The sequence below is a fragment of the Lysobacter dokdonensis DS-58 genome (assembly GCF_000770795.1).
Lineage (GTDB): Bacteria > Pseudomonadota > Gammaproteobacteria > Xanthomonadales > Xanthomonadaceae > Noviluteimonas > Noviluteimonas dokdonensis.
This window is the reverse complement of sequence record NZ_JRKJ01000018.1, coordinates 98,269-119,311: the sequence shown is the minus strand read 5'-3', so window position 1 is coordinate 119,311 and position 21,043 is coordinate 98,269. Positions and strand designations below refer to the sequence as shown.

Annotated in this window: 25 protein-coding genes; 14 read left to right on the top strand and 11 right to left on the bottom strand. The window is 66.0% G+C overall.

The window, feature by feature from the left end; translation table 11 throughout:
• The first annotated feature begins 166 nt into the window (after positions 1-166).
• Both LF41_RS16770 and LF41_RS11720 read left to right on the top strand, forming a co-directional pair.
• Entirely contained in the window at positions 167-406 is a 240-nt protein-coding gene (locus LF41_RS16770) for a hypothetical protein (protein WP_152600000.1), read from the top strand.
• Between the two features lie 80 nt (positions 407-486).
• Positions 487-1,092, top strand: a complete 606-nt coding sequence (locus LF41_RS11720; RefSeq protein ID WP_036169886.1) for a hypothetical protein — start codon at positions 487-489, stop codon at positions 1,090-1,092.
• Between the two features lie 6 nt (positions 1,093-1,098).
• Here the strand turns inward: LF41_RS11720 and LF41_RS11715 are convergent, their stop codons facing one another.
• From LF41_RS11715 to LF41_RS11700, 4 genes are all read right to left on the bottom strand, one after another.
• On the bottom strand, positions 1,099-1,728 hold the full coding sequence (locus tag LF41_RS11715; RefSeq protein ID WP_161786957.1) for a hypothetical protein: 630 nt from the start codon (positions 1,726-1,728) through the stop codon (positions 1,099-1,101).
• An 11-nt stretch (positions 1,729-1,739) separates the two neighbouring features.
• Positions 1,740-2,228: an RNA polymerase sigma factor gene (locus tag LF41_RS11710; protein ID WP_036169881.1), complete on the bottom strand. Its 489-nt coding sequence runs from the start codon at positions 2,226-2,228 to the stop codon at positions 1,740-1,742.
• Between the two features lie 91 nt (positions 2,229-2,319).
• Positions 2,320-2,700 carry a VOC family protein gene (locus tag LF41_RS11705; protein ID WP_036169878.1) on the bottom strand — a complete coding sequence of 127 codons (381 nt, stop codon included), beginning with the start codon at positions 2,698-2,700 and terminating at the stop codon, positions 2,320-2,322.
• 11 nt (positions 2,701-2,711) lie between these two features.
• Positions 2,712-3,467: an alpha/beta fold hydrolase gene (locus LF41_RS11700; RefSeq protein ID WP_202594044.1), complete on the bottom strand. Its 756-nt coding sequence runs from the start codon at positions 3,465-3,467 to the stop codon at positions 2,712-2,714.
• 97 nt (positions 3,468-3,564) lie between these two features.
• Between LF41_RS11700 and LF41_RS11695 the strand changes: the two genes are divergently transcribed.
• The 3 genes from LF41_RS11695 (at position 3,565) to LF41_RS11685 (ending at position 6,306) form a co-directional block, all read left to right on the top strand.
• Complete coding sequence (locus LF41_RS11695; protein WP_036169872.1) at positions 3,565-4,374, top strand: hypothetical protein; 810 nt, start codon at positions 3,565-3,567, stop codon at positions 4,372-4,374.
• 18 nt (positions 4,375-4,392) lie between these two features.
• A complete protein-coding gene (locus tag LF41_RS11690) occupies positions 4,393-4,782 on the top strand; it encodes a hypothetical protein (protein WP_036169871.1) in 390 nt (129 codons plus the stop codon).
• A gap of 78 nt (positions 4,783-4,860) precedes the next feature.
• Positions 4,861-6,306 (top strand): DUF1254 domain-containing protein, encoded by a 1,446-nt coding sequence (locus tag LF41_RS11685; RefSeq protein WP_084073576.1) that lies wholly within the window; start codon positions 4,861-4,863, stop codon positions 6,304-6,306.
• Here the strand turns inward: LF41_RS11685 and LF41_RS11680 are convergent, their stop codons facing one another.
• Complete coding sequence (locus LF41_RS11680) at positions 6,307-6,678, bottom strand: hypothetical protein (protein WP_036169869.1); 372 nt, start codon at positions 6,676-6,678, stop codon at positions 6,307-6,309.
• A 120-nt stretch (positions 6,679-6,798) separates the two neighbouring features.
• Here LF41_RS11680 and LF41_RS11675 point away from each other — a divergent pair, with 120 nt between their 5' ends.
• Positions 6,799-7,605 carry a DUF3108 domain-containing protein gene (locus tag LF41_RS11675; RefSeq protein ID WP_036169867.1) on the top strand — a complete coding sequence of 269 codons (807 nt, stop codon included), beginning with the start codon at positions 6,799-6,801 and terminating at the stop codon, positions 7,603-7,605.
• Here the strand turns inward: LF41_RS11675 and LF41_RS11670 are convergent.
• Complete coding sequence (locus tag LF41_RS11670; protein WP_202594043.1) at positions 7,595-8,332, bottom strand: GAF domain-containing protein; 738 nt, start codon at positions 8,330-8,332, stop codon at positions 7,595-7,597. The genes LF41_RS11675 and LF41_RS11670 overlap by 11 nt on opposite strands.
• Before the next feature lie 133 nt (positions 8,333-8,465).
• On the opposite strand from LF41_RS11670, the gene LF41_RS11665 reads away from it, so the two are divergent.
• Both LF41_RS11665 and LF41_RS11660 read left to right on the top strand, forming a co-directional pair.
• Complete coding sequence (locus LF41_RS11665) at positions 8,466-9,842, top strand: DUF1214 domain-containing protein (protein ID WP_036169865.1); 1,377 nt, start codon at positions 8,466-8,468, stop codon at positions 9,840-9,842.
• Positions 9,839-10,675, top strand: coding sequence for an acid phosphatase (locus tag LF41_RS11660; protein WP_036169863.1), 837 nt, complete (start codon positions 9,839-9,841; stop codon positions 10,673-10,675). The genes LF41_RS11665 and LF41_RS11660 overlap by 4 nt, the downstream gene beginning before the upstream one ends.
• A gap of 11 nt (positions 10,676-10,686) precedes the next feature.
• Here the strand turns inward: LF41_RS11660 and LF41_RS11655 are convergent, their stop codons facing one another.
• Positions 10,687-11,175: a nuclear transport factor 2 family protein gene (locus tag LF41_RS11655; protein WP_036169862.1), complete on the bottom strand. Its 489-nt coding sequence runs from the start codon at positions 11,173-11,175 to the stop codon at positions 10,687-10,689.
• Between the two features lie 101 nt (positions 11,176-11,276).
• Between LF41_RS11655 and LF41_RS11650 the strand changes: the two genes are divergently transcribed.
• The 3 genes from LF41_RS11650 to LF41_RS11640 all read left to right on the top strand — a co-directional run bounded on the left by LF41_RS11650 (position 11,277) and on the right by LF41_RS11640 (position 13,389).
• A complete protein-coding gene (locus LF41_RS11650) occupies positions 11,277-11,666 on the top strand; it encodes a hypothetical protein (protein WP_152599999.1) in 390 nt (129 codons plus the stop codon).
• 14 nt (positions 11,667-11,680) lie between these two features.
• Positions 11,681-13,039 carry a hypothetical protein gene (locus tag LF41_RS11645; RefSeq protein WP_036169858.1) on the top strand — a complete coding sequence of 453 codons (1,359 nt, stop codon included), beginning with the start codon at positions 11,681-11,683 and terminating at the stop codon, positions 13,037-13,039.
• Between the two features lie 62 nt (positions 13,040-13,101).
• A complete protein-coding gene (locus LF41_RS11640; protein WP_036169857.1) occupies positions 13,102-13,389 on the top strand; it encodes a hypothetical protein in 288 nt (95 codons plus the stop codon).
• On the opposite strand, the gene LF41_RS16220 is transcribed toward LF41_RS11640, so the two are convergent.
• Positions 13,379-14,068 (bottom strand): DUF2306 domain-containing protein, encoded by a 690-nt coding sequence (locus LF41_RS16220; RefSeq protein ID WP_052116373.1) that lies wholly within the window; start codon positions 14,066-14,068, stop codon positions 13,379-13,381. The two genes, LF41_RS11640 and LF41_RS16220, sit on opposite strands and share 11 nt — an antisense overlap.
• Positions 14,069-14,213: 145 nt before the next feature.
• On the opposite strand from LF41_RS16220, the gene LF41_RS11630 reads away from it, so the two are divergent.
• The 3 genes from LF41_RS11630 to LF41_RS11620 all read left to right on the top strand — a co-directional run bounded on the left by LF41_RS11630 (position 14,214) and on the right by LF41_RS11620 (position 16,691).
• Positions 14,214-15,287: a sensor histidine kinase gene (locus LF41_RS11630; RefSeq protein WP_052116372.1), complete on the top strand. Its 1,074-nt coding sequence runs from the start codon at positions 14,214-14,216 to the stop codon at positions 15,285-15,287.
• Positions 15,284-16,045 carry a LytR/AlgR family response regulator transcription factor gene (locus LF41_RS11625; RefSeq protein WP_036169854.1) on the top strand — a complete coding sequence of 254 codons (762 nt, stop codon included), beginning with the start codon at positions 15,284-15,286 and terminating at the stop codon, positions 16,043-16,045. Before LF41_RS11630 ends, LF41_RS11625 begins: the two co-directional genes overlap by 4 nt.
• Before the next feature lie 85 nt (positions 16,046-16,130).
• The gene (locus tag LF41_RS11620) at positions 16,131-16,691 is read left to right on the top strand and encodes a hypothetical protein (RefSeq protein ID WP_036169852.1); all 561 of its coding nucleotides are present in this window, start codon (positions 16,131-16,133) and stop codon (positions 16,689-16,691) included.
• Between the two features lie 6 nt (positions 16,692-16,697).
• On the opposite strand, the gene LF41_RS11615 is transcribed toward LF41_RS11620, so the two are convergent.
• From LF41_RS11615 to LF41_RS11605, 3 genes are read right to left on the bottom strand one after another with little or no spacing between them, the layout of a single operon-like run.
• Positions 16,698-17,588 carry a pseudouridine synthase gene (locus tag LF41_RS11615; protein ID WP_052116371.1) on the bottom strand — a complete coding sequence of 297 codons (891 nt, stop codon included), beginning with the start codon at positions 17,586-17,588 and terminating at the stop codon, positions 16,698-16,700.
• Between the two features lie 27 nt (positions 17,589-17,615).
• On the bottom strand, positions 17,616-18,881 hold the full coding sequence (locus LF41_RS11610) for an HlyD family secretion protein (RefSeq protein WP_036169850.1): 1,266 nt from the start codon (positions 18,879-18,881) through the stop codon (positions 17,616-17,618).
• Entirely contained in the window at positions 18,878-20,986 is a 2,109-nt protein-coding gene (locus tag LF41_RS11605) for a peptidase domain-containing ABC transporter (RefSeq protein WP_036169848.1), read from the bottom strand. Before LF41_RS11605 ends, LF41_RS11610 begins: the two co-directional genes overlap by 4 nt.
• Positions 20,987-21,043 lie beyond the last annotated feature (57 nt).

Genomic DNA, 21,043 nt, shown 5'->3' with positions numbered 1-21,043 from the left:
TTTTGGGCGAACCGCAATTCGTAAGCGTTTTCCCGACGAACGGCGCCGGTTTGTAGCCGGTCCGCCATGCACGCAGCGTTCACTTCGACACAGGGCCTGGCTCTGCCATTTGGCCTTCACAAATCGGCCGGTCGCGCGGGAGGCGCGGCCGGGGGAGAAGACGTCGATGAAGCTGTCCGTGTACGAGCAGGGCGGGACTGTCGCCTTCCTGCCTGCCTGCTTTCTACCGCCGAGGGAGATGCACAAGCAGATGCCGGAATCGCGCCTGTGCGGCACCGTGGAAGTGCCCGATTCGGGCCCCGGGGACTGGAGCCACATCCTCGATGGCGTGGACCACAGCCTGTTCGTCTTCATGTCGATCGAGAAAGCCATCCTCCTGCTGGCCAACGGCCGCATCCCGCGCTGAGCCATCGGCTCCCGAAAGGGCAATATCGAGCCCGCGAACGAGTCGCCAGACTGCGGGCTTCCCCCCGAGGAGTTCGCCGAATGGACCGTCGCACCGTGCTTCGCCCCGCCCTGATCGCCGCGTGCCTGGGCGCCGTGCTCGCGCTGCCCGCCCTCGCGCAGGAGCCGCAGACCACCGCCGCCCCGCAGACGATGGAACAAACCGTCGAGAAGACCGCCACCATCACCGCCGTCAACCGGGAAAAGCGGGAAGTCACGCTCAAGAACGAAGAAGGCGAGTCACAGACCATTGTCGTCGGCCCCGAGGTGGAGCGCTTCAACGAGATCTCCCCCGGCGATACGGTGCGCGCGAAATACACCATCGGCATCACCAGCGAGCTGCGCGCGGCGACCGAGGAAGAAAAGAAGGACCCCTTCGTCGCCGTCGAAGGCGGCGGCCATGCGCCCGCCGACAAGGCGCCGGCCGCCGGGGCAGGCCGCATGTTCCGCGTCGTGGCGACGGTCGAAGCGCTCGACCGCACCACGCAGACCGCCACGCTCAAGGGCCCCGAAGGCAACTACGTGACGGTGAAGGTGCAGGACCCGACATTGCTGACCAAGCCCCACATCGGCGACACCGTGGTGATCACCGCCGCCGAATCGGTCGTGCTCTCGCTCGAGAAGGCAGACTCCAATCCGTCGAAGTAAGCCACGTCAGGATCGCAACGCCTGGACGTCGGCGAGCCGGCGCTCCACCTCGGCCAGACCGCCGTCCATCGCGTGCTTCGCGAACCACGCCGGCTTGCGCCACATCAGCAGGCCGGCGACCGCCGCGAGCACGAGGCCCACGGCGAGATTGCCCAGCACATACCACGGGTTGGCGGCCCACGCATCGACGCGGATGAAGCGCAACGCGATCATCAGGATCGGGACCCACATCACCGCGCCCGCGATCCACAACACGCGCTCGCACCGGATGCGCGTGCGGCGCAGTTCCAGCACCCGTTGCTGCACGTCAGCGACCGATTGGCCGTAGTCGACCCGCGACAGGTGCACCAGCAACACGATCGCGGTGGCCAGCAACGCGATGCCGTACGCGTGCACCGCCAGCCCGTAGGCGACCAGGTGCGTCGTCCCGAGGTGATCGAACCAATACGAGCCACCCCACACCGCGAACGCCAGTCCCACGGCGATCTGCCACCACTGGCCGAGCGTCACGCGCAACAGCGTCGCCTTCATCCGCGACGCGAAATCCCGCGCGCGCAGTTGCGCGAGTTCGACATCCTGTCGCGCGACGCGTGCGTCGAGCGTCTTCCACGCCGATTCGAGTTCGTGCAGTTCCATGTTCGTCTCCGTCATGCGTCGGCGACTTCGCGCCGCAGGTGGGTCTTGATCCGGTTCAATCGCGTGGCGACGTTGCCTTCCGTGGTGCCGAGCACCTCGGCGCTTTCGCGATGGCTGCAGCCTTCCAGGTGCAACAGCAGCAACGCGCGGTCCACTTCGCCCAGGCGTGCCATCGCGCGCTGCACCAAGGTCAGTTGCTCGCGTGCCTCTGCATCGACATCGAGCGCGCCGGCGATGTGCGACTGCGCGTCGTCGTCCAGCGCTTCGTGCCGGCGATGGCGCTCGCGCCGCTGCCACGAAATCGCGACGTTCAACGCGACCCGGTACATCCACGTGGCGAAAGTCCGCGATGCGTCGTAGGCAGGCCACGCCTGCCACAATTGCATCGCGATGTCCTGCGCCAGGTCCGCGCGATCCTCCGGCGAGCGCGCATACGTGGCGGCGACTTTCAGCACGATCCCGCGATGCGCGGCGAGCAGTGCCTGGAAATCCGGGGTCATGGCAAGGGCGATGGTCACGGTGGCGAGTCGGAAGGGCTTGCCGGGGTGATACGCGCGAGGGCGCGGAATATCACACGCGACACCGGCCGACTCAGCCGGCGATCGGTTCCCGCGCCTGGAACACGTTGCCTTCCGGGTCGCGGCCATCGCAGGCGCGGAAGCCGCGCGTGTCGGATTCCCACTCGCGCTCGGCCGCCCACAGTTCGCCGCCGAGGGATGCCGCCTCGCGCCGTACGGCCGCGAGGTTGTCGACGGGGAAGCACACCTTCAGGTACGTGTCCTCGCGCGCCGCGCCGTTGGCGGACCGCTCGCCACGCAACCCGTGCACCGTGAGCTGGAAGCCGTCGCGTTCGAGCACCACGTAGCCGGCGCCGGTCTCGATGTCGCGCATCGCGAAGACCCCGCGATAGAACGCAGCGACCTTCGACACATCGGCTGCGAACACGACTGCGGCGGGTCGGGGCATGCGCATGGGGGGCAAGCCTACTCTCGATCGAGGAATGCCGCGACCCAGCGCAGCACGTCCGCCGGGCATTCCCGGTGGGGCACGTGCCCGCACGGGTGCACGATCATGCGACCGTCGCGCACGCCGCGGGCGATGCGCTCCGGGAACGCCGTCGAGCCGAACTCATCGCGCTCGCCGTGGATGACAAGGACGGGACACGCGATCCGCGGCAGGTGCGCATCCACGGACCATGGCGCGAACGCGGTCGAGAGCCAGACGCCGGTCCACGCATCGAGTACCCAGCCCGCCTTGTCGCCGTGCCACTTCGCAAGGCGTGCGAACTGCGCGTCATCCCCGAAGGCGGCTTTCGCCGCGCGAATGCCCTCGAGCGTGCGCGCTTCCACGAAGGCCTGCGCCGATTCGGTCACGACCGCTTCGCAGCGTTCGGTTTCGGCGGCCGCGATGGCCAGCGCCATCGCACCCCCGACGCTGTGGCCGAACAATACGAAGCGCGCCAGCCCGAGCGCGTCCGCGATCGCGGAAAAGACCAATGCTTCTTCGTCGATGAAGCCGATCGACGGCCGCGCCTCGCGCGCGCCGGAGCGTCCGAACCCCAGGCGGTCGTACGCGATGATGTCGCGCTGCGTCGCATCGGCCAGTGCGCGCGGGAAGTCGCGCCATTGCTCCACCGATCCGAGCGAGTCGTGCAACAACACGATCGGCGCACGTTCGTTCCCGCCCGGCCATCGACGCACGAAGATGCGGCCGCCGGGCGATGCGACATCGGTGTCCACGTGACCCTCGGTCACCATCGCTGTCGCAGGCTCCACGGATTGGCATCGGAACGCCGCCGCACGATAGCATCGCGCCGGGGAACACAGGGGACACCACATGCGCCACCGCTGCATGCGACGCACCGCGCCGTTGCTGACTGCATTCGCCATCGCGTTCGCATCGCCGGCGGGCATCGCGCGCGACGACGCGCCGCCGCCGGCCCCGCTCGACGAAATCATGACGATGCGCGTCGAAGGCACGATCACCCTCGATGCCGCCGGGCGCGTGGTCGCGCACGAGATCACGACGAAGAAACTCCCCGACGCCGTGCGCAACCGCCTGGACAAGGCGATCCCGTCGTGGACCTTCAAGCCCCTCGCGATGCCGGAAGGCAAGGCGACCGGCACGACGTCGATGGATTTGATGATCGGCGCGATCAAGGTGCCCGAGGGACACTTGATCCGACTGGAAGACGCGGCGTTCGGCGAGGGCATCGGCGCACGCGAATCGCGTGTCGCCACGCGGACCTACCTCGAATCGCCGTACCGCTCGACCAACGCGATCGTGCGCGTCGCGGCGCGCGTCGACGGCGAAGGCCGTGCGCAGGACACCGGTTCGCTGCGCTGCACGCTGTTCAACGCGGGCGGCGATGCGGAAGAGAAGGCGCTGATCTGCCGACGCCTCGAAGCCTTGAGCGTGGAATCGGTGCAGCTCGCGAAGTTCCGCACCTTCAACATGGAAATGCCGGGTATCACCGAAGTGCGCGTGGTGTTCGAACCCGAAGGCCCGATCGACGAGCGCCCCGGCAAGTGGCGCATCGAATCGCGCACGCCGCTGCGCTCTATCGCGTGGTACGCGGCCAAGCGCGCGGGCGAACCGGCGCCGATGGTCGCACTCAGCGACGGCATCATCGGGGCTTCGCTCTGATCGACCTGGAGAACGCACATGTTCGACGCGACGATCCAATTGATCGGCTACAAGGGCTTGCTGCTGTTGATCGCCGCTTACCTGGGAATCGGACTGATCCTGTCCTTCCCCGCGCTGTGGGCGTGGTGGCGGGCGCGGCGCGAACGCCTCGAGCAACGCCGGATGTTCGTACTGGTGGTGTGGGGATTCGCGTTCGGTGCGACCGGCGTGGCCAGCCTGATGATCGAGTTGCCGCTCGCGGTCTACACCGTGTTCTTCGCGCCGGAGTTTTACGAGATGAAGCTGATCTCCGCCACGCGGCACCTCGACGCGGTCGTCGAATATTGGTGGGTGGGCATGCCCGTGGTGGAAGTCATCGCCGCCGTCTGGGCCACGCGCTACTTCGCCCGCCGCTGGCGTTTTTCGTAAGGGCGTTTCAGTAGTTCTACCGTGGCCGCGCACGTCGCGGCCGTCCAGCATGGCGGTGGTTCCCCGCGGAGCACCCCCATGCCGGCTTCCCTCCGTCGCGCGCTTCCCGCCGTCGCCCTGCTGCTGATCGCCGGGTGCAACCGCGCGCCCGAACCAACGGCCCCTGCCGCATCGACCGCAGGCACACCGGCGGCCACCACCATCGCCGACGAAACACGCGCCATTGCGAAGGAGGCCTACATCTACGGCTTTCCGATGGTCGACAGCTATCGCGTGCAATACGCGTACTTCGTCGACAAGGGCAACGCCGAGTACAAGGGCGGCTGGAACGAAATCCACAACACCGCGCGCGTCTACGGGCCGAAGGACACGGCGATCCAGACGCCGAACTCGGACACGCCGTACTCGGCGATCGGCGCGGACCTGCGCAGCGAGCCCTTGGTGATTTCCGTGCCGGCGGTCGAGAAAGGCCGCTACTACTCCGCGCAGTTCATCGACATGTACACCTTCGACTTCGCGTACATCGGCAGTCGCGCGACCGGCAACGACGCCGCCGACTACCTCCTCGCCGGCCCGGACTGGAAGGGCGAAACGCCCAAGGGCATCAGGGAAGTCATCCGCTCGGAAACCCAGCTGGCGTTCGTGTTGTTCCGCACGCAATTGTTCGACGCGGCCGATATCCCCAACGTCCGGAAGATCCAGGCCGGCTACAAGGTGCAGCCGTTGTCGAAGTTCCTGGGCCAGCAAGCGCCCCCCGCCGCACCGCCGATCGAATTCATCGCGCCGCTCACGCCGGACGCGCAGAAGACTTCGCCCGAGTTCTTCCGCATCCTCAATTGGCTCCTGCAATTCTGTCCCACGCATCCGAGCGAATCGGCGCTGATGGAGCGCTTCGCGAAGATCGGTGTCGGCGCGGGCAAGCCCTTCGACGTCGCATCGCTGTCGCCCGCTGATCGCGCCGCGATCGAAGCGGGCATGGCCGACGCGTGGAAGGCGCTGGACGACTACAAGACGACGATGCTCGATACCGGAAAGAAAAACAGCGCCGACGCCTTCGGCACGCGCGCCTTCCTCAAGAACGACTACCTCGTCCGGATGATGGCCGCGGTGCTGGGCATCTACGGCAACGCGAAGGACGAGGCGTTCTACCCGGAGTATTTCAATGATGCCGCGGGTCAACCGCTGGATGGCGCCAACGCCTATACGCTCCGTTTCGCGCCGGGGCAGTTGCCGCCGGCCAACGCCTTCTGGTCGGTGACCATGTACCGGCTTCCCGAACGGTTGTTGATCGACAATCCGTTGGACCGCTACCTGGTCAATTCACCGATGCTGCCCGGGCTGAAGAAGGATGCGGACGGCGGGATCACGCTGTATCTCCAGCACGCCTCGCCGGGGCAGGACAAGCAGTCCAATTGGTTGCGTGCACCCGCCGGGCCGTTTTTCGTGGCGATGCGCGTGTACTGGCCGAAGCCCGAGGCCCTCGATGGCCGGTGGAAGGCGCCGCCGATCGAGCGGGCGCGATGATCAAGGCCCCGTTTCCAGCAACCAGGCGATCGCCTCGGTGCGCTCGCGGAACTTGCGCATGCGGTAGCCGAAGCCCGCGGCGACAGGCTCCGATGCGGCCATGTGCGCATCGGGCTGGTTGAGGAAGGCGATGCGCGCGCCGCGCGGGAATTGCAGCGCGGTGAGTTTGTCGAGGAACCGGGCGGCCATCCCCGGTTGCTCCTCCGCCGGCCAGGCGGAGGTGTAGTTGACGAGCACGCGCCGGAAGCCGTCGCGCTGGTAGCGATGTTCGAGATCGTCGAGCGCGGCGATGCGCGCGGCGAAGTCGATCTCGCCGGCGTACCGTAGTTCGATGATGTCCGTGTCCGGAATCACCTTGACCGTGCTGCGCATCGCGCGACTCTATCAGGGGCGATCTGGCGCCGCCGTGTGCTTCGTCACCCTGCCGGAAGGCACTCCCTGCCGCGCGGGCGCGACCGTTGAATACCGCACTCCCCCGATCGGGTTTCCCGCATGAATCGCCTGTCGTGTTCCATCGCCCTCGCACTGGCCGTGTTCGCAGGCTCTGCAATCGCCGCCGAACCCGTGCAGGTCGTGCCCGCCGATCTCCATGTGCAAGCACTGCAGCCGGCGACCCAAACCTACCTCGTCTATTTCCACGGCGCGCCCGACACCGGATTCAAACGCACGATGCTCGCGACCACGCAGGTCGCGCGCGAACGCGTCGACGGCGCGGACGCATGGGTGATCACGCAGCATTGGCAAGACGAGACCGGCGTGGTCCATACCGCACGCACGGTGCACGCGGCGAAGGACCTCGCGACGCTATCGCAGACCTCGATGTGGAACCGCCCGAACGCGCAGTTCACGACGACGGTCGAACCGAAACTCGGTCGTGGCACCATCGAAGGCACCATGCCCGACCCGGCGCGAGAAAAGGCGCAAGCCGGCTTCAAGGCGATGAAGGACGGCTGGTGGATGAACTGGCACTCCGATCTCACGCTGCTGCCGCTGCTGCCGTACGAAAAGGGCGGCACGTTGCGCATCCGCCTGTTCGACGTCGGCATGGACGCACCGATGGATGTCGACTACACGGTGGTCGGCGAACGCACGCTCACCGGCGGCGACGGCACGCGCCACGACTGCTGGCTGGTGGAAACCGAAAGCGGACAGCCCGGCAAGGGCAACTACCAGCGCTTCTGGATCGACAAGGCGCGCCGCGTGGTGATCAAGGAAGAAGACGTGTTCAACGGCATGTACCGCTCGAAGGTATTGCTGTCCGTGCCGGCGGTGGTGGAATTCCCGCTGTCTAAGCCTTGACGCGGCCGTCCTGGTTGAGCCGGTCGCGCAGCATGGTGGCGATGGCCGCGCAGCTGGCTTCCATGTCCGCGAGGATGGCGCGGTCGGCGGTGCCGAGCACGTCGCTCGCGCGCAACAGGTACAGGCCGGTGACCACGGGCTGCAGCATGCCGCGGATCTCGCGCTCGGTGTGCGTGACCTCTTCCTCGCGCACCGCGTGGCCGCTTTGGGCGTCTTGCAGGCGGGACATGTTTTCGGACAGGTCATCGACGATGTCGAGCTGGTAACCCACCAGGCGCGCGAACAGGCAGATCGTCTTCAGCTTCACCGGATCGGCGTCGATCTGGCTGGGCGCGCTGTCGATGGCGCACAACGTGCCGAAGAAGTCGCCGTTGCGGCGGAAGATCGGCACGGAGACATAACTCTCCAGCCCGTACTGCAGCGGCGTGTGGTGGGTCTTGAACAACGGATGCGCGCTGGCGTGCCCGAAGATCACCGGCTGGTGGTGCTGACGGATCTCGTCGCAGATCGTGGTCTTGACCACGAGGTCGTCGCCCGGCTTCAGGCCGAAGCCGAGATCGTCGCGGACCGCGCAGGCGGTCCATTCGGTTTCCGTCACGCGCGCGACGGCCGCGAACCGCAGGCTCGTCAGTTCGACGACGGCATCGAGGATGACGGGCACTGAGGGGCAGCGCGCGACTTTGGCGACGTCTGCGTCGATGGCGATTCGGTTCGGGGAGGCGGTCACCGGGCGAGTCTACAGCGCGCGGTTTCATCAACGTGAACCACACCGTATTTCTACTGGCCGGGCGTACGTGAAAGCTCCGACGCGCCTGCGCTGCGATTCGTCGAATCATGGAGCGGGCGCCTGGGAGGCTTTCATGAACAGCGTTGCATCGATGTCCTGGATGGCCGCAATCGCGCTCGTGGCGGGTGCCTGCAATCGGACGGCACCGGAGGCCACGCCGGCGTCGGTCTCGACGACGGCATCCGCCACGGCGACTGCAGGGGCCGCCGCATACACAGAGCAGGACATCAGTGATGCCTGGATCTACCTGATGGGCCGCCTGCTCGTGCTCCGCCAGCAAAAGGCGGACTTCGCGGAAGGCTGGAAGTGGAACACGATGATCCACCGCAAACCGGGCGCGGTGGATTGGCCGAACCCGAACCTCGATGTCGCGTACTCCGAAGCGTGGGTCGCGGTGGATGAAAACAGTTGCACCCTCGTCACCGTGCCGAAGATCACCGGCCGCTACTACACCGTGCAATTCCTCAACGGCTGGGGCGAAACGGTGGCGAACATCAACGAGCGCACGCAGGCCGCGAAGCCTTCCGGGGACTTCGCGGTATGCCTGAAGGGGGCGAACGTGACGTTGCCGGCGAACACCACGCGCATCGACGTACCGGTGAAATACATGCGCGTCTTGGCGCGCGTGGAACTGGGCGACGACTGGAACCAGGCCGTCGCGCTGCAACACAAGTTCGCGCTGCGCGCGACGGGCACGCCGACGCCGCCCACGCTTCCCGCGACGCCGGAGTTCGACCAACAACATCTGCCGGGTGTCGAAGCCTTCGAGCATGCCGACGCGGTGCTCGACAGCGAGCAGGACATCAACCCGGGCATGGAAGGACTGGCCGCGAAAGCGCGGGCGATCGCCGCGGGCATCGCGGATCCTGCCGAACGCGCCCGCGTCGACAAGATCGTCCGCGAGAAGGCCCACGCCGATCTCGGCAAGGCCGGCGCATTGATCGGGCACGGAACGATCCGCAATGGCTGGGTGCGTCCTGCGGTCGCCGGCACATACAACGATGACTGGCTCGGCCGCACGCTGGTGAACCTCGGCGGCATCTGGGCCAATCGCCTGGATGAAGTGATCTATTACAAGGCCGCGGTGGACGGTGCAGGTGCAACGCTCAACGGCGACAACACCTACACGCTCACGTTCCCGAAAGATGACCTCCCGCCGAAGTACGCGAACTACTTCTGGTCCGTGATCGCGGTGGACCCGATGTTCATGCGGGTGTTGAAGAATCCGAAGAACCGCTTCTTGCTCAATCGCGAATCGGGTTTGAAGTACAACCCGGATGGTTCGCTGACCTTGTACTTCGCCTCCGACAAGCCCGCGGACGCACCCGATTCGAACTGGTTGCCGACGCCGACGGGACAGGACTATCGCCTGACGTTCCGCTTCTACGGGCCGAAGGGGGGCGTCGCCGACGGCACGTACTTCCCGCCGCCGCTGGAGAAGCGCGCATGAGCCGGCAAGTGCGCGCGCTCCTCGCGGGCGCGTGCATGACTGCGGTGGTCGCCTGCGCGGGCAGCGCCGTCGAAAGCACGCCGCCGCCCGCCGTGGCGCCACAGGTGCCCGAACTCAAACCCGGCGTCCCCGCGGGATACCTGGGGCGCGCGTTGCCCGACAGCCTCGCATTGGTGCCGCAACCGCCGGCGCCGGGATCGTCCGCATTCGCGCAGGATGAAGCGGTTCACAAGGCGGCGCAGGCGCTGCGCAACACGCCGCGCGACACACTGGCGACCTCCGACGCCGACCTGCACTTCCCGCACGCCGCCAGCACGTTCGATTGCGCGCTCGGAAAGACCGTGTCGAAGGACGCCACGCCACGCCTGTACCTGCTGCTGCAACGCACGATGGTCGACGGCGGCATGGCGACGTACAAGGCGAAGGACCACTACAAGCGCCAGCGCCCGTTCGTGCACTACGACGAACACACCTGCGCGCCGGGCGAGGAAGCGGCCTTGCGCAACGACGGTTCGTATCCCTCCGGCCACACGGCGATCGGATGGACGTGGGGCCTGGTGCTCGTCGAAGTCGCGCCCGATCGCGCGGATGCGGTGCTTGCACGCGCGCGGTCGTTCGGCGAAAGCCGCCTGGTGTGCAATGCGCACTGGCAGAGCGACATCCTTGCGGGGCGCACGGTGGCCGCCGGTGCGGTCGCGCGCTTGCATACGGACGCAACGTTCCGTGCCGACGTAGCCGCGGCGCGCGACGAGTTGAATGCCGCCGCACTCGCCGATTCGACAAAATGCGCGGCGGAAAGCGCGCTCGTGTCACCGATCACGGGCGCGCTGTAGCGATACGCCCTTCAGCGGTTGTACGAATATGCGAGCGTGGTGATCTTCCAGCCATCCTGCGTGCGCACCATCAGCCAGCATTCCGTGCCGTGGTTGGTTTCGCGGCCGTCGGACTTGAAGGTGTAGTCGAAGGTGACCGTCGCCACGTCGGCATCCCCGTCGATGCGGATGTTGGAGAACGTCTCTTCGCTGGTCCGCTCGCTCCTCACGATCCCGTCGATGAAGGCGACCGGGTTGTTCTCGGCCTTGTAGCGGGCCTTGATCGCCTGCGGGCGTTCTTTCTGGATCTGCGCGAGCGTCGCATCGCCGTTGACCAGTTGCCATGGCGCGTCGGGCTGCAGGAACAAACCCAGGAAGCGCGGCTTGTCGCGCTGGATGATCGCCGTGCGGAACGACTCGATCACGGCGTGAATCCCGGGGTGGTCGGGTTCCGCCGCGGCGACGGGGAGGGCAGCGACCAGGAACAACAACGGCAGGCAGGAGCGCACAAGGAGGTTCATCGGGCCCGGGCGGGTATGGGGTGGACCGCGCATGATCTTGCAAAACGCATGCGGACGGAATTGCTAAGCTGGCGCAAGGCACGGAACGCCCGGGAGCACCCATGGCTCAACAGGATTTCTCCATCGCCCTCACTCGCCCCGGCGGCGGCCTCATGGCGACCGTGACGGGCTTGCGCACGCTGGACAACACCGTGGCCTACTGGGAGCGCATCGTCGGCGCGGTCGCCGAGCAACGCCCGAAGTGGCTTTACGTCTGCGACCGGCTCGTCGGCGATGAACTCGCGATCTCCGAATGGCGCAACCTCGTCGACAAGATGAAGGGCAGGGGCCTGGAAGGCATGCGCATCGCGCACGTCAAGCCCAGTGGCATGGACCACCTCGAATACTGCGAGATCTTCGCCCGCGAAGCGGGCATCGATGCCCGCGCCTTCAGCGATGCCGGCGTCGCGGATCGCTGGTTGCGTTACGGTGTGGACGAAGAATCGGCTTGACCAGGGGATATCGAATGGGAAATCCGGCACGCCTGCTGGCGTGGTTGGTCTGCGCGTGCGTGGGGCTCGTCATTCTCGGTTACGCGGCGTTGATCGCGATCAATTGGTCGGACGAAGCGCCATCGAAGGACGACGTTGCGTTGCAGCAAATCGTCGCAAGCAAGCCCGACGTCCCCGATGCCGCGAATGCCTGGGTGTTCCTGCTCGGGATGGACGTGCCCGAAGGCCAGGATCCGCTCGCGTGGGGAATCCAACGCAAGGCGTTCCTGGAACGGTACACGCCTCCCAAGGAAGGCGAGTACGCCTTCCTCCCGGGACGCGAACATCAATATCAACGCGCCAGGTCGTCGGCGATCACCACGCTCTCCGAAGCGTGCAAGACCGGCACCGCCGAATGCGCCCGCCTCGTGCAGGGGGACTTCGCGCAGGTCGACGGTTGGCTGGCATCCGAGCACTGGTTGCTCGAACGGTACGTTCGCATGCAGGGCTTGCGCGAATGGAAGGAAGTCGTCGGGACGGACGTCAGCACGCCGTCTCCCCGCTTTTCCCCGGCGCTCCACGGCCAGCAATTGATGTTCATGCAGGCGTGGCAGCAGGCGCGCGCCGGTGACGGCGAGGCCGCGCGCGCAGCGCTGGACCGCGACTTCACGTTCTGGCGGATGGCGTTGCGATCTTCGGACACGCTCATCGCGAAGATGATCGCCACCTCCGCGCTGAAGCGGAACCTCACCGTCGGCAATCTCGTGTTGCGCGACCTGCATGCCGCCGGCAAGCCTGCGGCGCCGCCAGCTGCATGGACGCAGCCCATCACGCGCGAGGAGTATTCGATGCGGCGCGTGTTCGCCGGCGAGTACGTTTTCCGGTCGACGGGCCTGGCCGCACTGGTGGACAAGCCCGGCCTGATGTCGCCGAACAAGGTGAAGGACGCGCTGGAACGCCCGTTCTTCCAACCCCAGGCCACGAACAACATGACGGCGCGCGACTTCGTCCGCCTGTCCGACCGCCTGGATGTCGACTACCCGGCGATCCCGGGGGCCATCGCAGCCTCCCACCGCGAATCGTCGGCCACCGAAGGGACGTACCACGCGTACAACTTCTTCGGGCACATCCTGCACGACATCGGCATGGTGAACGACCTGGACCAATACGCAGTGCGCGCCAGCGACATCGAAGGCGTTCGCCGCGCGGCTCTGCTGGCCGCCGAATTGCGCGAAACCCATGCGACCGCGTCGGATGCCGCACCGCGCGTGCACGCCGCACGCTGGCAGAATCCGTACACGAATGCGCCGTTCGCATGGGACGCGACGACCGGCAGCGTCGTGTTCACCGGCCTGGAGCGCAACGAGCGCGGAACGCACGCGCTGATGCTCTGACGATTGTTTCGATGTGTCACTTCAACCCAAGGGGATTACAGATGATGAAGCGGATTGCAGGGATGGCAGTCGTCGTGATGGTGCTGGGGGTGTCCGGCTGTTCGGCCGTCGGCGGGTCGGAATCGTTCGGCGAGGCCGAATGCAAGGTGTTCGCCGACAAGCTGGTCGGGATGTCCGGCATGGAGAACAACCTCTACATGGAACAGAAGGACGTCGAGGAGATGCGCACGGGCATCGTCGCCGAATGCCAGGCCGACAAGATCGGGCTGAGCCGCGAACAACTCGACTGCGCGGTGAAGTCGCAGAGCGACGAAGAGTTCGCCAAGTGCGAGATCGTGCTCAAGGGCTGAGCCCTGGACCTTCGGGCGCATGGACGCGCCCTTTCGCGACACGCTTGCGCCGGATCGTGCGCACCAGTTCGAACAGCGTCACGCCCGCGACCACCAGCACCGGCACGCTCAGCACGCCCGAGGACCGCATCGCGTCCGGGAAGAACTTCGCCTGCCCGAGGAACAACGAGGCCGTGGCGATCCACATCCCGGTGCCCATGCGCCAGAGGTGCCGGACCAGTCGCTGCGCGCCTTCGATCCGGCCCGCGATCAGCAAACGCCCATCCAGCAACGTGCCGGCGAGGCTGACGAAGCCGAACGCGAAGAAGACGCCGGCAGGAAAGTGGTCGACGCCGCCCTCGCGCACCGCGAGCATGCCGAGCCACGCGGCGCGCGCCGTCGCCGCAAGGCCGAGCAACATCAGGGCGACGTACCACCCGCGCGCCACGGCGACATCGCGCTTCACGGTCAGGAAGGAGGTCGTCACCAAATAGAGCGTCACCAACGCGGCCACCACGTTGCCGCGGTTGGGATGCACGAACGCGGCGGCGTACAGGGCCGTCGTGGTCAGGGTGATCATCGCCACCACGAACACATCGCCTGCGCGGCGATGGAGCGGCGATCCCTTCTTCGCGAACAACGCGGTGAAGCCCGCAAGGATGGCGACCAGCCCGGCAGCGATATGCACCCAGCGCAGCATGGCGGCGTCTCCTCGTCGTGGAATGCGCCGACTCTGGAAGTGCGCCGAGGGCACGTCCAGCCGCCATGCGACGAACGACGGCCTGGAGGGAATGAAGGACGGAAGACCTCGACGATGCGCACGGCCGGGCTGGTATCGTCGCGCCATGTCCGATGCCCATGCCTCCGCTGCGCCGGTGCCCGGACCGTGGTTCGGGTGGCGCCGCTTGCGCGTGGTCGGAATCGCAGCGTTCGTCGCCAGCCTGCCGATGTCGGCGAACTGGTTGTCGTCCTATTGGTTGCTGCTCCTGCGCTTGCTGATGGTCGGCCTCGCCGCGCTGTTCGTCTTCGGCTTGTTCGAACGTTGGCCGCGCCGCTTGCCGGCGTGGTTCCCGCGCTGGGGCCTGCAGGTCGCGAGCGTCGCGGCGGTGATGCCGGTGGCCGCCGCTTTGACGTATGCGTTCACCACGCCGCATGACGTGCACTGGTGGGCGGTGAAGTCGCGCATGGAAGGCTTCAGCTTCATCGCGTTCATGGGCTTGCTGGTCGGCCCGTGGATCGCGATGTCGGCGTTGTATCGGCAGATCAGCGGGCAAGTGCGCACGCAGGCGCTCGCATTCGAACTAGAGCGGAGCCGATACGAACGCAATGCGCTGGATGCGCGGCTACGCTTGTTGCAAGCGCAGGTCGAGCCGCACTTCCTGTTCAACACCCTCGCGAACGTGCGCGAGTTGGTGGATGCCGGATCACCGCAGGCATCGAGCGTGCTCGGCAGCCTGATCGCCTATCTGCGCGCGGCCGTGCCGCGCCTGCACGAGCCGGGCGGCACCGTGGCGCAGGAGCTGGACCTGGTGCGCGCCTATCTGTCGGTGATGCACATGCGCATGCCCGATCGCTTGCAGTGGTCGGTGGATGCCGAAGCCGGTGCGATGCTTGTCGCGTGCCCGCCGACGAGCGTGCTGACGCTCGTGGAGAACGCCGTGCGCCATGGCATCGACCCGGCGGAGGAGGGTGGACGCATCGACGTGCGCGCCACGGTACGCGGTGAAGAGTGCCGCCTGCAGGTCATCGATACGGGCGTCGGACTGTCGGGCGCGACGCTCGACGGCACGGGCTTGTCGAACCTGCGCGAACGCCTGCAACTCGCATTCGGCGATGCCGCGCGACTCACGCTCGGCGCGGTGCATCCGCATGGCACCAGTGCGGAACTCGTCCTGCCTGCGCGGCCCCCGGTGCCATGAGCGCGATCTCGCCGACGGCCTTGATCGCGGACGACGAGCCGCTATTGCGCCGCGCACTCGCGCGCCAGTTGGCCGACGCATGGCCGGAACTGGAGATCGTCGCGCAAGCGCGCAACGGGCGCGAAGCGGTGGAGCGTTTCGAGGCGCTGACGCCCGATGTGTGTTTCCTCGACGTGCACATGCCCGGGCTCGACGGCATCGATGCCGCGCGCGCGATCGGCCAGCGCGCGCAGATCGTCTTCGTCACCGCCTTCGACCGCTACGCGGTGCAGGCCTTCGAACAGGGCGCGATCGATTACCTCGTCAAACCCGTGGAGCCCGCGCGCCTGGCGGACACGGTCGCGCGTTTGCAGGCGCGGCTGCGTGCACAGACCTCCATGGCGGACCTGGGCCCGCTGTTGCAGCACCTGTCGCGCACGCACCTGCGCTGGTTGCGTGCGTCGATCGGCAACGACGTTCGGCTGATCGCCGTCGAGGACATCGATTACCTGCGCTCAGACGAAAAGTACACGCGCGTGGCGTGGCGCGACGACTCAGGCAAGGGCGGGGAAGCGCTGGTGCGCACGCCGTTGAAGGACCTGATTGCGCAACTCGATCCCGCGCAATTCGTGCAGGTGCATCGCGCCGTGGTCGTGAACCTGCGCGCCGTCAGCCACGTGGTGCGCGGTGAGAACGAGACGGCGCGCCTGCACCTGAAGGCGCGCACCGACTTGCTCCCCGTGAGTCGCCGGTACGTGCATCACTTCCGGCCGGGATGAATCTCAGGAGCGACGCGATAGCGATTGCGACCCCTGCGTTCGGTATCATCGAGGCGTCTCGGGGAGAGACCGAAAGGGGGCCATCTTGCAATTCCAGCGCACCGTCATCTTCATCGCCGCCTGTTTGTGCGCGACCGCGGCATCCGCGGCGGACTTCGCCAGCAAGTTCGGTGTCCAGTTCGATGTTTCGGCACCTTGGCACGCCCTGGACCCGGCGCGCCTGCCCGATTCGCGGGATCCGTTCATCGAGAGCCTGCGCAACGGGTCAGTCGAAGTGTTCTTTTATGGAAACAGCGGAAACAACGTCAACCTCAGCCTCTCCCCCGGCGCTCCGGTGCAAGACAAGAAGTCGGCGGACACCTATTGTCGTTCGGCCGAGAAAGAGCTCTCCGGGCCCACCGGCAAGGCGAACGTGCAGGCTTGCAAGCTGGGGACCCGCAATGGCGTCCCGTACTTCTTTGTCGAATGGAAGAACCTCTCGACCGCGCACACGCTTTTCCACGCGGAGATCGCCATGCCCGGCGGAAAGCTGTTGTTGGTGGCGGGGGAATCGGACGCTGCTTCGGCGGATGCGGTGAGGGCGATGCAGATGCGCGTCGTCGATGCGGCGACGCTGATGGCCGCGACGAAGGCCCGGCCTGGCTGATCCCGCTCAGGCCTGGAGCAGGAAGTTGCTCGAGAACATGCGCTCGCCGCCACTGAGCGGATCGATGAAAGCCAGGCGATTGGCGAGCAGTTGCAACGGCGCGTCGTAATCGCCCGGCGAACGCGGACGCAGTGACGGATAGAGCGTGTCGTTGGCGATCGGCGCGCCCAGCGCGGCCATGTGCACGCGCAGTTGGTGCTTGCGGCCGGTGATCGGTGTCAGTGCGTAACGCCAGCGCGCATCGCCGCGCGCGATGACGTCGATGCGGGTTTCGCTGTTCGCCGGTCCTTCGACTTCCTGCATGCGGAAGAACGGTTCGCCTGCGACCATCCGGCTGGCATGCACGCGGGGAAATGCGATGCCCGGTAACGCCGGTGCGATCGCCTCGTAGTGCTTTTCGATCCGCCGATCGCGGAACAACGCCTGGTAACGTGCGCGGCTGTCCGGGTTGGTCGAGAACAACACCAATCCGGCGGTCTCGCGATCGATCCGGTGCAGCGGAACCAACGCGTGGTTCCCGGTGCGGCGGATCAGCCGGCCCAACAAGGTTTCGTGGACATGCGCACCGGTGGGCGCGACGGGCAGGAAATGCGGCTTGTCCGCCACCAACAAGTCGGCGTCTTCGTGCAACACGGCTTCATCGAACGGAATCGGCGCCTCGTCGGCGACTTCGCGGAAGTAATGGACTTCGAGCCCGATGCGATACGGCGTCTCCGGCGTCACCCGATTCCCGTCGTGGTCGACGACGCGCCCGCGCGCCATCCGGTCGATCCACTGCGCTTGCGCCACAGACGGAAACCGCTCGCACAGGCACGCCAGCACCGTCGGCCACGGGCCGGGCGGTAATTGCAGCGTGCTGGCGGTCAGGCCATCGATGGTGGGAGGGCGTTGGCGCATGGAGGCAGTGTGTCACCCGCGCTGGCGTCAGGCGCCGCCCAGCTTCCCGTTGAGCGAGTACAGCGGTTCCAGAATCCATTCGATCAGCGAGCGTCGCTCGCCGAGGATGTCCGCCTCCAGCAACATGCCGGGGCGCAGTGTTTCGGATTTGCCATAGGCGGTGACGCTTTGAGCCTCAAGCGCGACGAGAACGCGATAGTAGGGCTCCTGCGTTTGTCCTCTGACGACTGGCGCCATGGACTCGCCCGGATTAATCGCGCTCCGCGACACGCGAACTACGGTGCCGCGCTGATGCCCGAATTTCTGATAGGGGAACGCTTGATAGCGCATTAACACCGAGTCGCCGGGCTCGATGAAGCCGACAGCGCGACTGGGTACGAGCAACTGCGCCTGCAACTGCGAGCCTTCGGGCAACAGGCTCAGGAGCGGCTCACCGGGCTGGACAGCTTGGCCGGGTTCCACTAAGCGCGTTGCGAGAATGCCCGCCACGGGCGCTACCACCTGCAAGCCGCCGCTGGTTTCGCGCTCGATGCTTTCCTGATCGAGCAGAGTTTGTTCGCGCTGCGCTTGCGCCTGGGCCAATTGTCGCTGCGCCGGCATCTCTCGCAGGGATTGTTCTAGTTGGGCGATACCCCGGCGCGTGCTGGCCGCTTGCAGCTCCAGCCGTTGCCGCTCGTTGACCAGATCCAGCAGCCCCTGCGCCTGCTGGTCTAACTGCACCTGACTGACGTAGTCGTCTGCAGCCAACCGGCGATAGCGCTCGACCGTGTTGCGGGCAATTAGAATTTGTTCGTCGCGCGTGGCGATGGCTTGCTTCACGTGATTCAACTCTTCCCGTACCCTCGTCAACTGCTGGCGCGTCCCTGCAGACTGCGCGTCGATCTGAGCGCGCTGCGCGGCCCACAGACTTCGAACGCTGTCGCTACGTGCATTGAGCGCTTCGCGGACAAGTTCAAGCGCATTGTGTCCGGTGGCCGTCGTGCGCGGCACGTCGATTTGTAGTAGCGGCTCGCCTGAGTGGACTCGTGCGCCTTCGTCGGCGAAAACGCGAGCGACCACGCCCACTGTCGGTGCCACCACTGTCGACAACCCGAGGCTGGGGACGAGCTGCCCGGGTACGCGCGAGTGCCGGTGGTACTCCCCAAGAAACAGGAATGCCACGACGCTAATTACGGCGACACCGGCGACAACTGCCAGCGCCCAGAGCCGTACCGGTTGTGCTAGCGAAATTCCGCCCAGATTGCTGGCGCGTTTGGCCTCGCACACTTCGGCTCGGAACAGGCCCTGCGTCATGCCAGCTGCGACGCAAGCGCGGAAAGTGGGGCCGCCTTCGGCCGAAGTTCCTGCACGATTTGCCCGCTGTGCATCACGAGCACGCGATCGGCGCTGGCAATAGTCTCGGGGCGGTGAGCGATGATGACACGGGTCAGTGGTAAGCCCCGCACAGCGTCGTTCACTTGACGCTCGCAGTCGACATCAAGATGGCTTGTCGCCTCATCGAGAAACAGGAAGCGAGGCCGGCGGTATAGCGCTCGCGCCAATATGACACGCTGCTTCTGTCCGCCTGAGAGCGTGGTGCCCATATCGCCAATCAAACTGTGGTAGCCCATGGGCATTCCCAGGATGTCCGAGTGGAGGGCGGCCAGCGCGGCCGCCTGCATCACCCGCTCCAAATCGTAGCCGTCATTACCGAAGGCAATGTTCTCGGCGATGCTTCCGGCGAAGAGCTGGTCATCTTGCATCGCGGCGCCGACCCACTGGCGGAAGTGCGCGGGCCCGAGCTTGCGCAAGTCGTTACCGTCCACGGCAATCGTTCCCTGCGTGGGCGGCAGTAGTCCTAGCAATAGCTTGACCAGCGTGCTCTTGCCACAGCCCGAGGCGCCAACAATTGCGACCGACTCGCCGTCTTCCACGCTGAAGGTGCAGTCGTGGATGACCAATGGTTCGCCCTCGGCGTAACGAAAGGACAGGCCCGACACCTCGAGTCGTGCGCGTTGGATGTCGTGACTGACGCTAACGGGCTGCGTCTCCGCCTCAGGTTCGGCCAACGCGATATCCGCAAGCCGCTCCCCATGCAGGCGTAGCATGCGGAACTCGATCCACTTATCGATCAGCCCGGACACGCGTTGGGCGAGCTGTTCTCTGTAGGCGAGATAGGCGACAAGCATGCCCACCGAGAACACGTTTTGCAGTGCCAGCGCGGCGCCGACCCAGATCACCGCCACTCGCTCGATGCCGAAGATCAACTGACTGGCCGAGCTGAAGCCAAGAGAGAGCTTTGCCAAGCGCACGTCTTGGTTGGCGGTGTCGTGCATCAGGTTGAAGAAGGTGGATGGGCGCACCGATTCACTACCGGCGACCTTGACCGACTGAACCCCCCGGATGGACTCCAGCAGGTGGGTTTCCTGCCGGGCAGCAGCCACTAGTTGCCGCTCGGTGCCATCGCGCAAGGGACGGAAGGCGATTGCACGCACCCCAAGATAGAGCCCCACAGCCAGCATGGTGGCTGTCGCCAGCTTCCAGCTATACAGCAGCATCATGCCCAGCGTTACCAACGCCGTAAGGCCATCGATCAGGGCTTCGACAAAGCTTGTCGTCAGTGTGCGCTGGATCGCCTGCACTGCGCCCATGCGAGAAGTGATATCGCCCAGGTGACGCTTCTCAAAGAAGTCCAGTGGCAGACGCAGCAGGTGCGCGAAGATGTTGCCCGTCCACTGCAGACTTAGGCGCGTGGAAAGATAGACGACTGACCAGCCGCGCAGGGCGCCCATGGCGACTTGCAGCAGGACCACAAGGCCAAAGCCAAGGCCCAGCACAGTGAGTAGATCGCGGTCGGCGGCCACCAGTACATGGTCCACGACCCATTGCATATAGAACGGTGCCAGAAGCGCGCACACCTGCAAGGCAACGGACAAGCCGAGCAGTAGGCCGAGCGAACGCCAGAGCCCAGTCACGCGGCCACTCAATTGGCGCACGGAGACGGACGGCGCAGCGCGCTCACGGACGAACGAAGCGCCCGGCGTCAGTTCAAGCGCAACGCCTGTGAAGTGCGCGGAGACTTCGGACAGCGACAGCACGAGCTTGGCGGAAGCCGGGTCGTAAATGGTGACTTTGTCGCCGCGTACTTTGGCCAGGACGACGTAGTGGTTGAGGTCCCAATGCAGTACGCACGGCGTGGCAAGTTGACTGAGGTCTTTCAGCTCGAGGCGCAGCGCGCGGCACTGGAATCCCAAATCTCCGGCGATGGTGATCAGTCGCGAGAGCGGGGCACCCTTGAGGGAAAGAGGAAATCGGCGGCGCAGCTCGCGCAGGCCAACATGTTGACCATGATGCGAGGCCACCATGGCAAGGCATGCCAAGCCGCATTCGGAGGATTCGGATTGATGAATGACGTTCATGCGTCCAAGAAGTAAGCCCCATCCAATCGGCCGGGACTTACTCTTGTTCCTTGCGAC

What these genes read in the sequence shown, in the direction of transcription:
- LF41_RS16770 (WP_152600000.1), top strand. Translation starts at nt 167, where the DNA reads ATGAAGCTGTCCGTGTACGAGCAGGGCGGGACTGTCGCCTTCCTGCCT.
- LF41_RS11720 (WP_036169886.1), top strand. Translation starts at nt 487, where the DNA reads ATGGACCGTCGCACCGTGCTTCGCCCCGCCCTGATCGCCGCGTGCCTG.
- LF41_RS11715 (WP_161786957.1), bottom strand. Translation starts at nt 1,728, where the DNA reads ATGGAACTGCACGAACTCGAATCGGCGTGGAAGACGCTCGACGCACGC.
- LF41_RS11710 (WP_036169881.1), bottom strand. Translation starts at nt 2,228, where the DNA reads ATGACCCCGGATTTCCAGGCACTGCTCGCCGCGCATCGCGGGATCGTG.
- LF41_RS11705 (WP_036169878.1), bottom strand. Translation starts at nt 2,700, where the DNA reads ATGCGCATGCCCCGACCCGCCGCAGTCGTGTTCGCAGCCGATGTGTCG.
- LF41_RS11695 (WP_036169872.1), top strand. Translation starts at nt 3,565, where the DNA reads ATGCGCCACCGCTGCATGCGACGCACCGCGCCGTTGCTGACTGCATTC.
- LF41_RS11690 (WP_036169871.1), top strand. Translation starts at nt 4,393, where the DNA reads ATGTTCGACGCGACGATCCAATTGATCGGCTACAAGGGCTTGCTGCTG.
- LF41_RS11685 (WP_084073576.1), top strand. Translation starts at nt 4,861, where the DNA reads ATGCCGGCTTCCCTCCGTCGCGCGCTTCCCGCCGTCGCCCTGCTGCTG.
- LF41_RS11680 (WP_036169869.1), bottom strand. Translation starts at nt 6,678, where the DNA reads ATGCGCAGCACGGTCAAGGTGATTCCGGACACGGACATCATCGAACTA.
- LF41_RS11675 (WP_036169867.1), top strand. Translation starts at nt 6,799, where the DNA reads ATGAATCGCCTGTCGTGTTCCATCGCCCTCGCACTGGCCGTGTTCGCA.
- LF41_RS11665 (WP_036169865.1), top strand. Translation starts at nt 8,466, where the DNA reads ATGAACAGCGTTGCATCGATGTCCTGGATGGCCGCAATCGCGCTCGTG.
- LF41_RS11660 (WP_036169863.1), top strand. Translation starts at nt 9,839, where the DNA reads ATGAGCCGGCAAGTGCGCGCGCTCCTCGCGGGCGCGTGCATGACTGCG.
- LF41_RS11655 (WP_036169862.1), bottom strand. Translation starts at nt 11,175, where the DNA reads ATGAACCTCCTTGTGCGCTCCTGCCTGCCGTTGTTGTTCCTGGTCGCT.
- LF41_RS11650 (WP_152599999.1), top strand. Translation starts at nt 11,277, where the DNA reads ATGGCTCAACAGGATTTCTCCATCGCCCTCACTCGCCCCGGCGGCGGC.
- LF41_RS11645 (WP_036169858.1), top strand. Translation starts at nt 11,681, where the DNA reads ATGGGAAATCCGGCACGCCTGCTGGCGTGGTTGGTCTGCGCGTGCGTG.
- LF41_RS11640 (WP_036169857.1), top strand. Translation starts at nt 13,102, where the DNA reads ATGGCAGTCGTCGTGATGGTGCTGGGGGTGTCCGGCTGTTCGGCCGTC.
- LF41_RS16220 (WP_052116373.1), bottom strand. Translation starts at nt 14,068, where the DNA reads ATGCTGCGCTGGGTGCATATCGCTGCCGGGCTGGTCGCCATCCTTGCG.
- LF41_RS11630 (WP_052116372.1), top strand. Translation starts at nt 14,214, where the DNA reads ATGTCCGATGCCCATGCCTCCGCTGCGCCGGTGCCCGGACCGTGGTTC.
- LF41_RS11625 (WP_036169854.1), top strand. Translation starts at nt 15,284, where the DNA reads ATGAGCGCGATCTCGCCGACGGCCTTGATCGCGGACGACGAGCCGCTA.
- LF41_RS11615 (WP_052116371.1), bottom strand. Translation starts at nt 17,588, where the DNA reads ATGCGCCAACGCCCTCCCACCATCGATGGCCTGACCGCCAGCACGCTG.
- LF41_RS11610 (WP_036169850.1), bottom strand. Translation starts at nt 18,881, where the DNA reads ATGACGCAGGGCCTGTTCCGAGCCGAAGTGTGCGAGGCCAAACGCGCC.
- LF41_RS11605 (WP_036169848.1), bottom strand. Translation starts at nt 20,986, where the DNA reads ATGAACGTCATTCATCAATCCGAATCCTCCGAATGCGGCTTGGCATGC.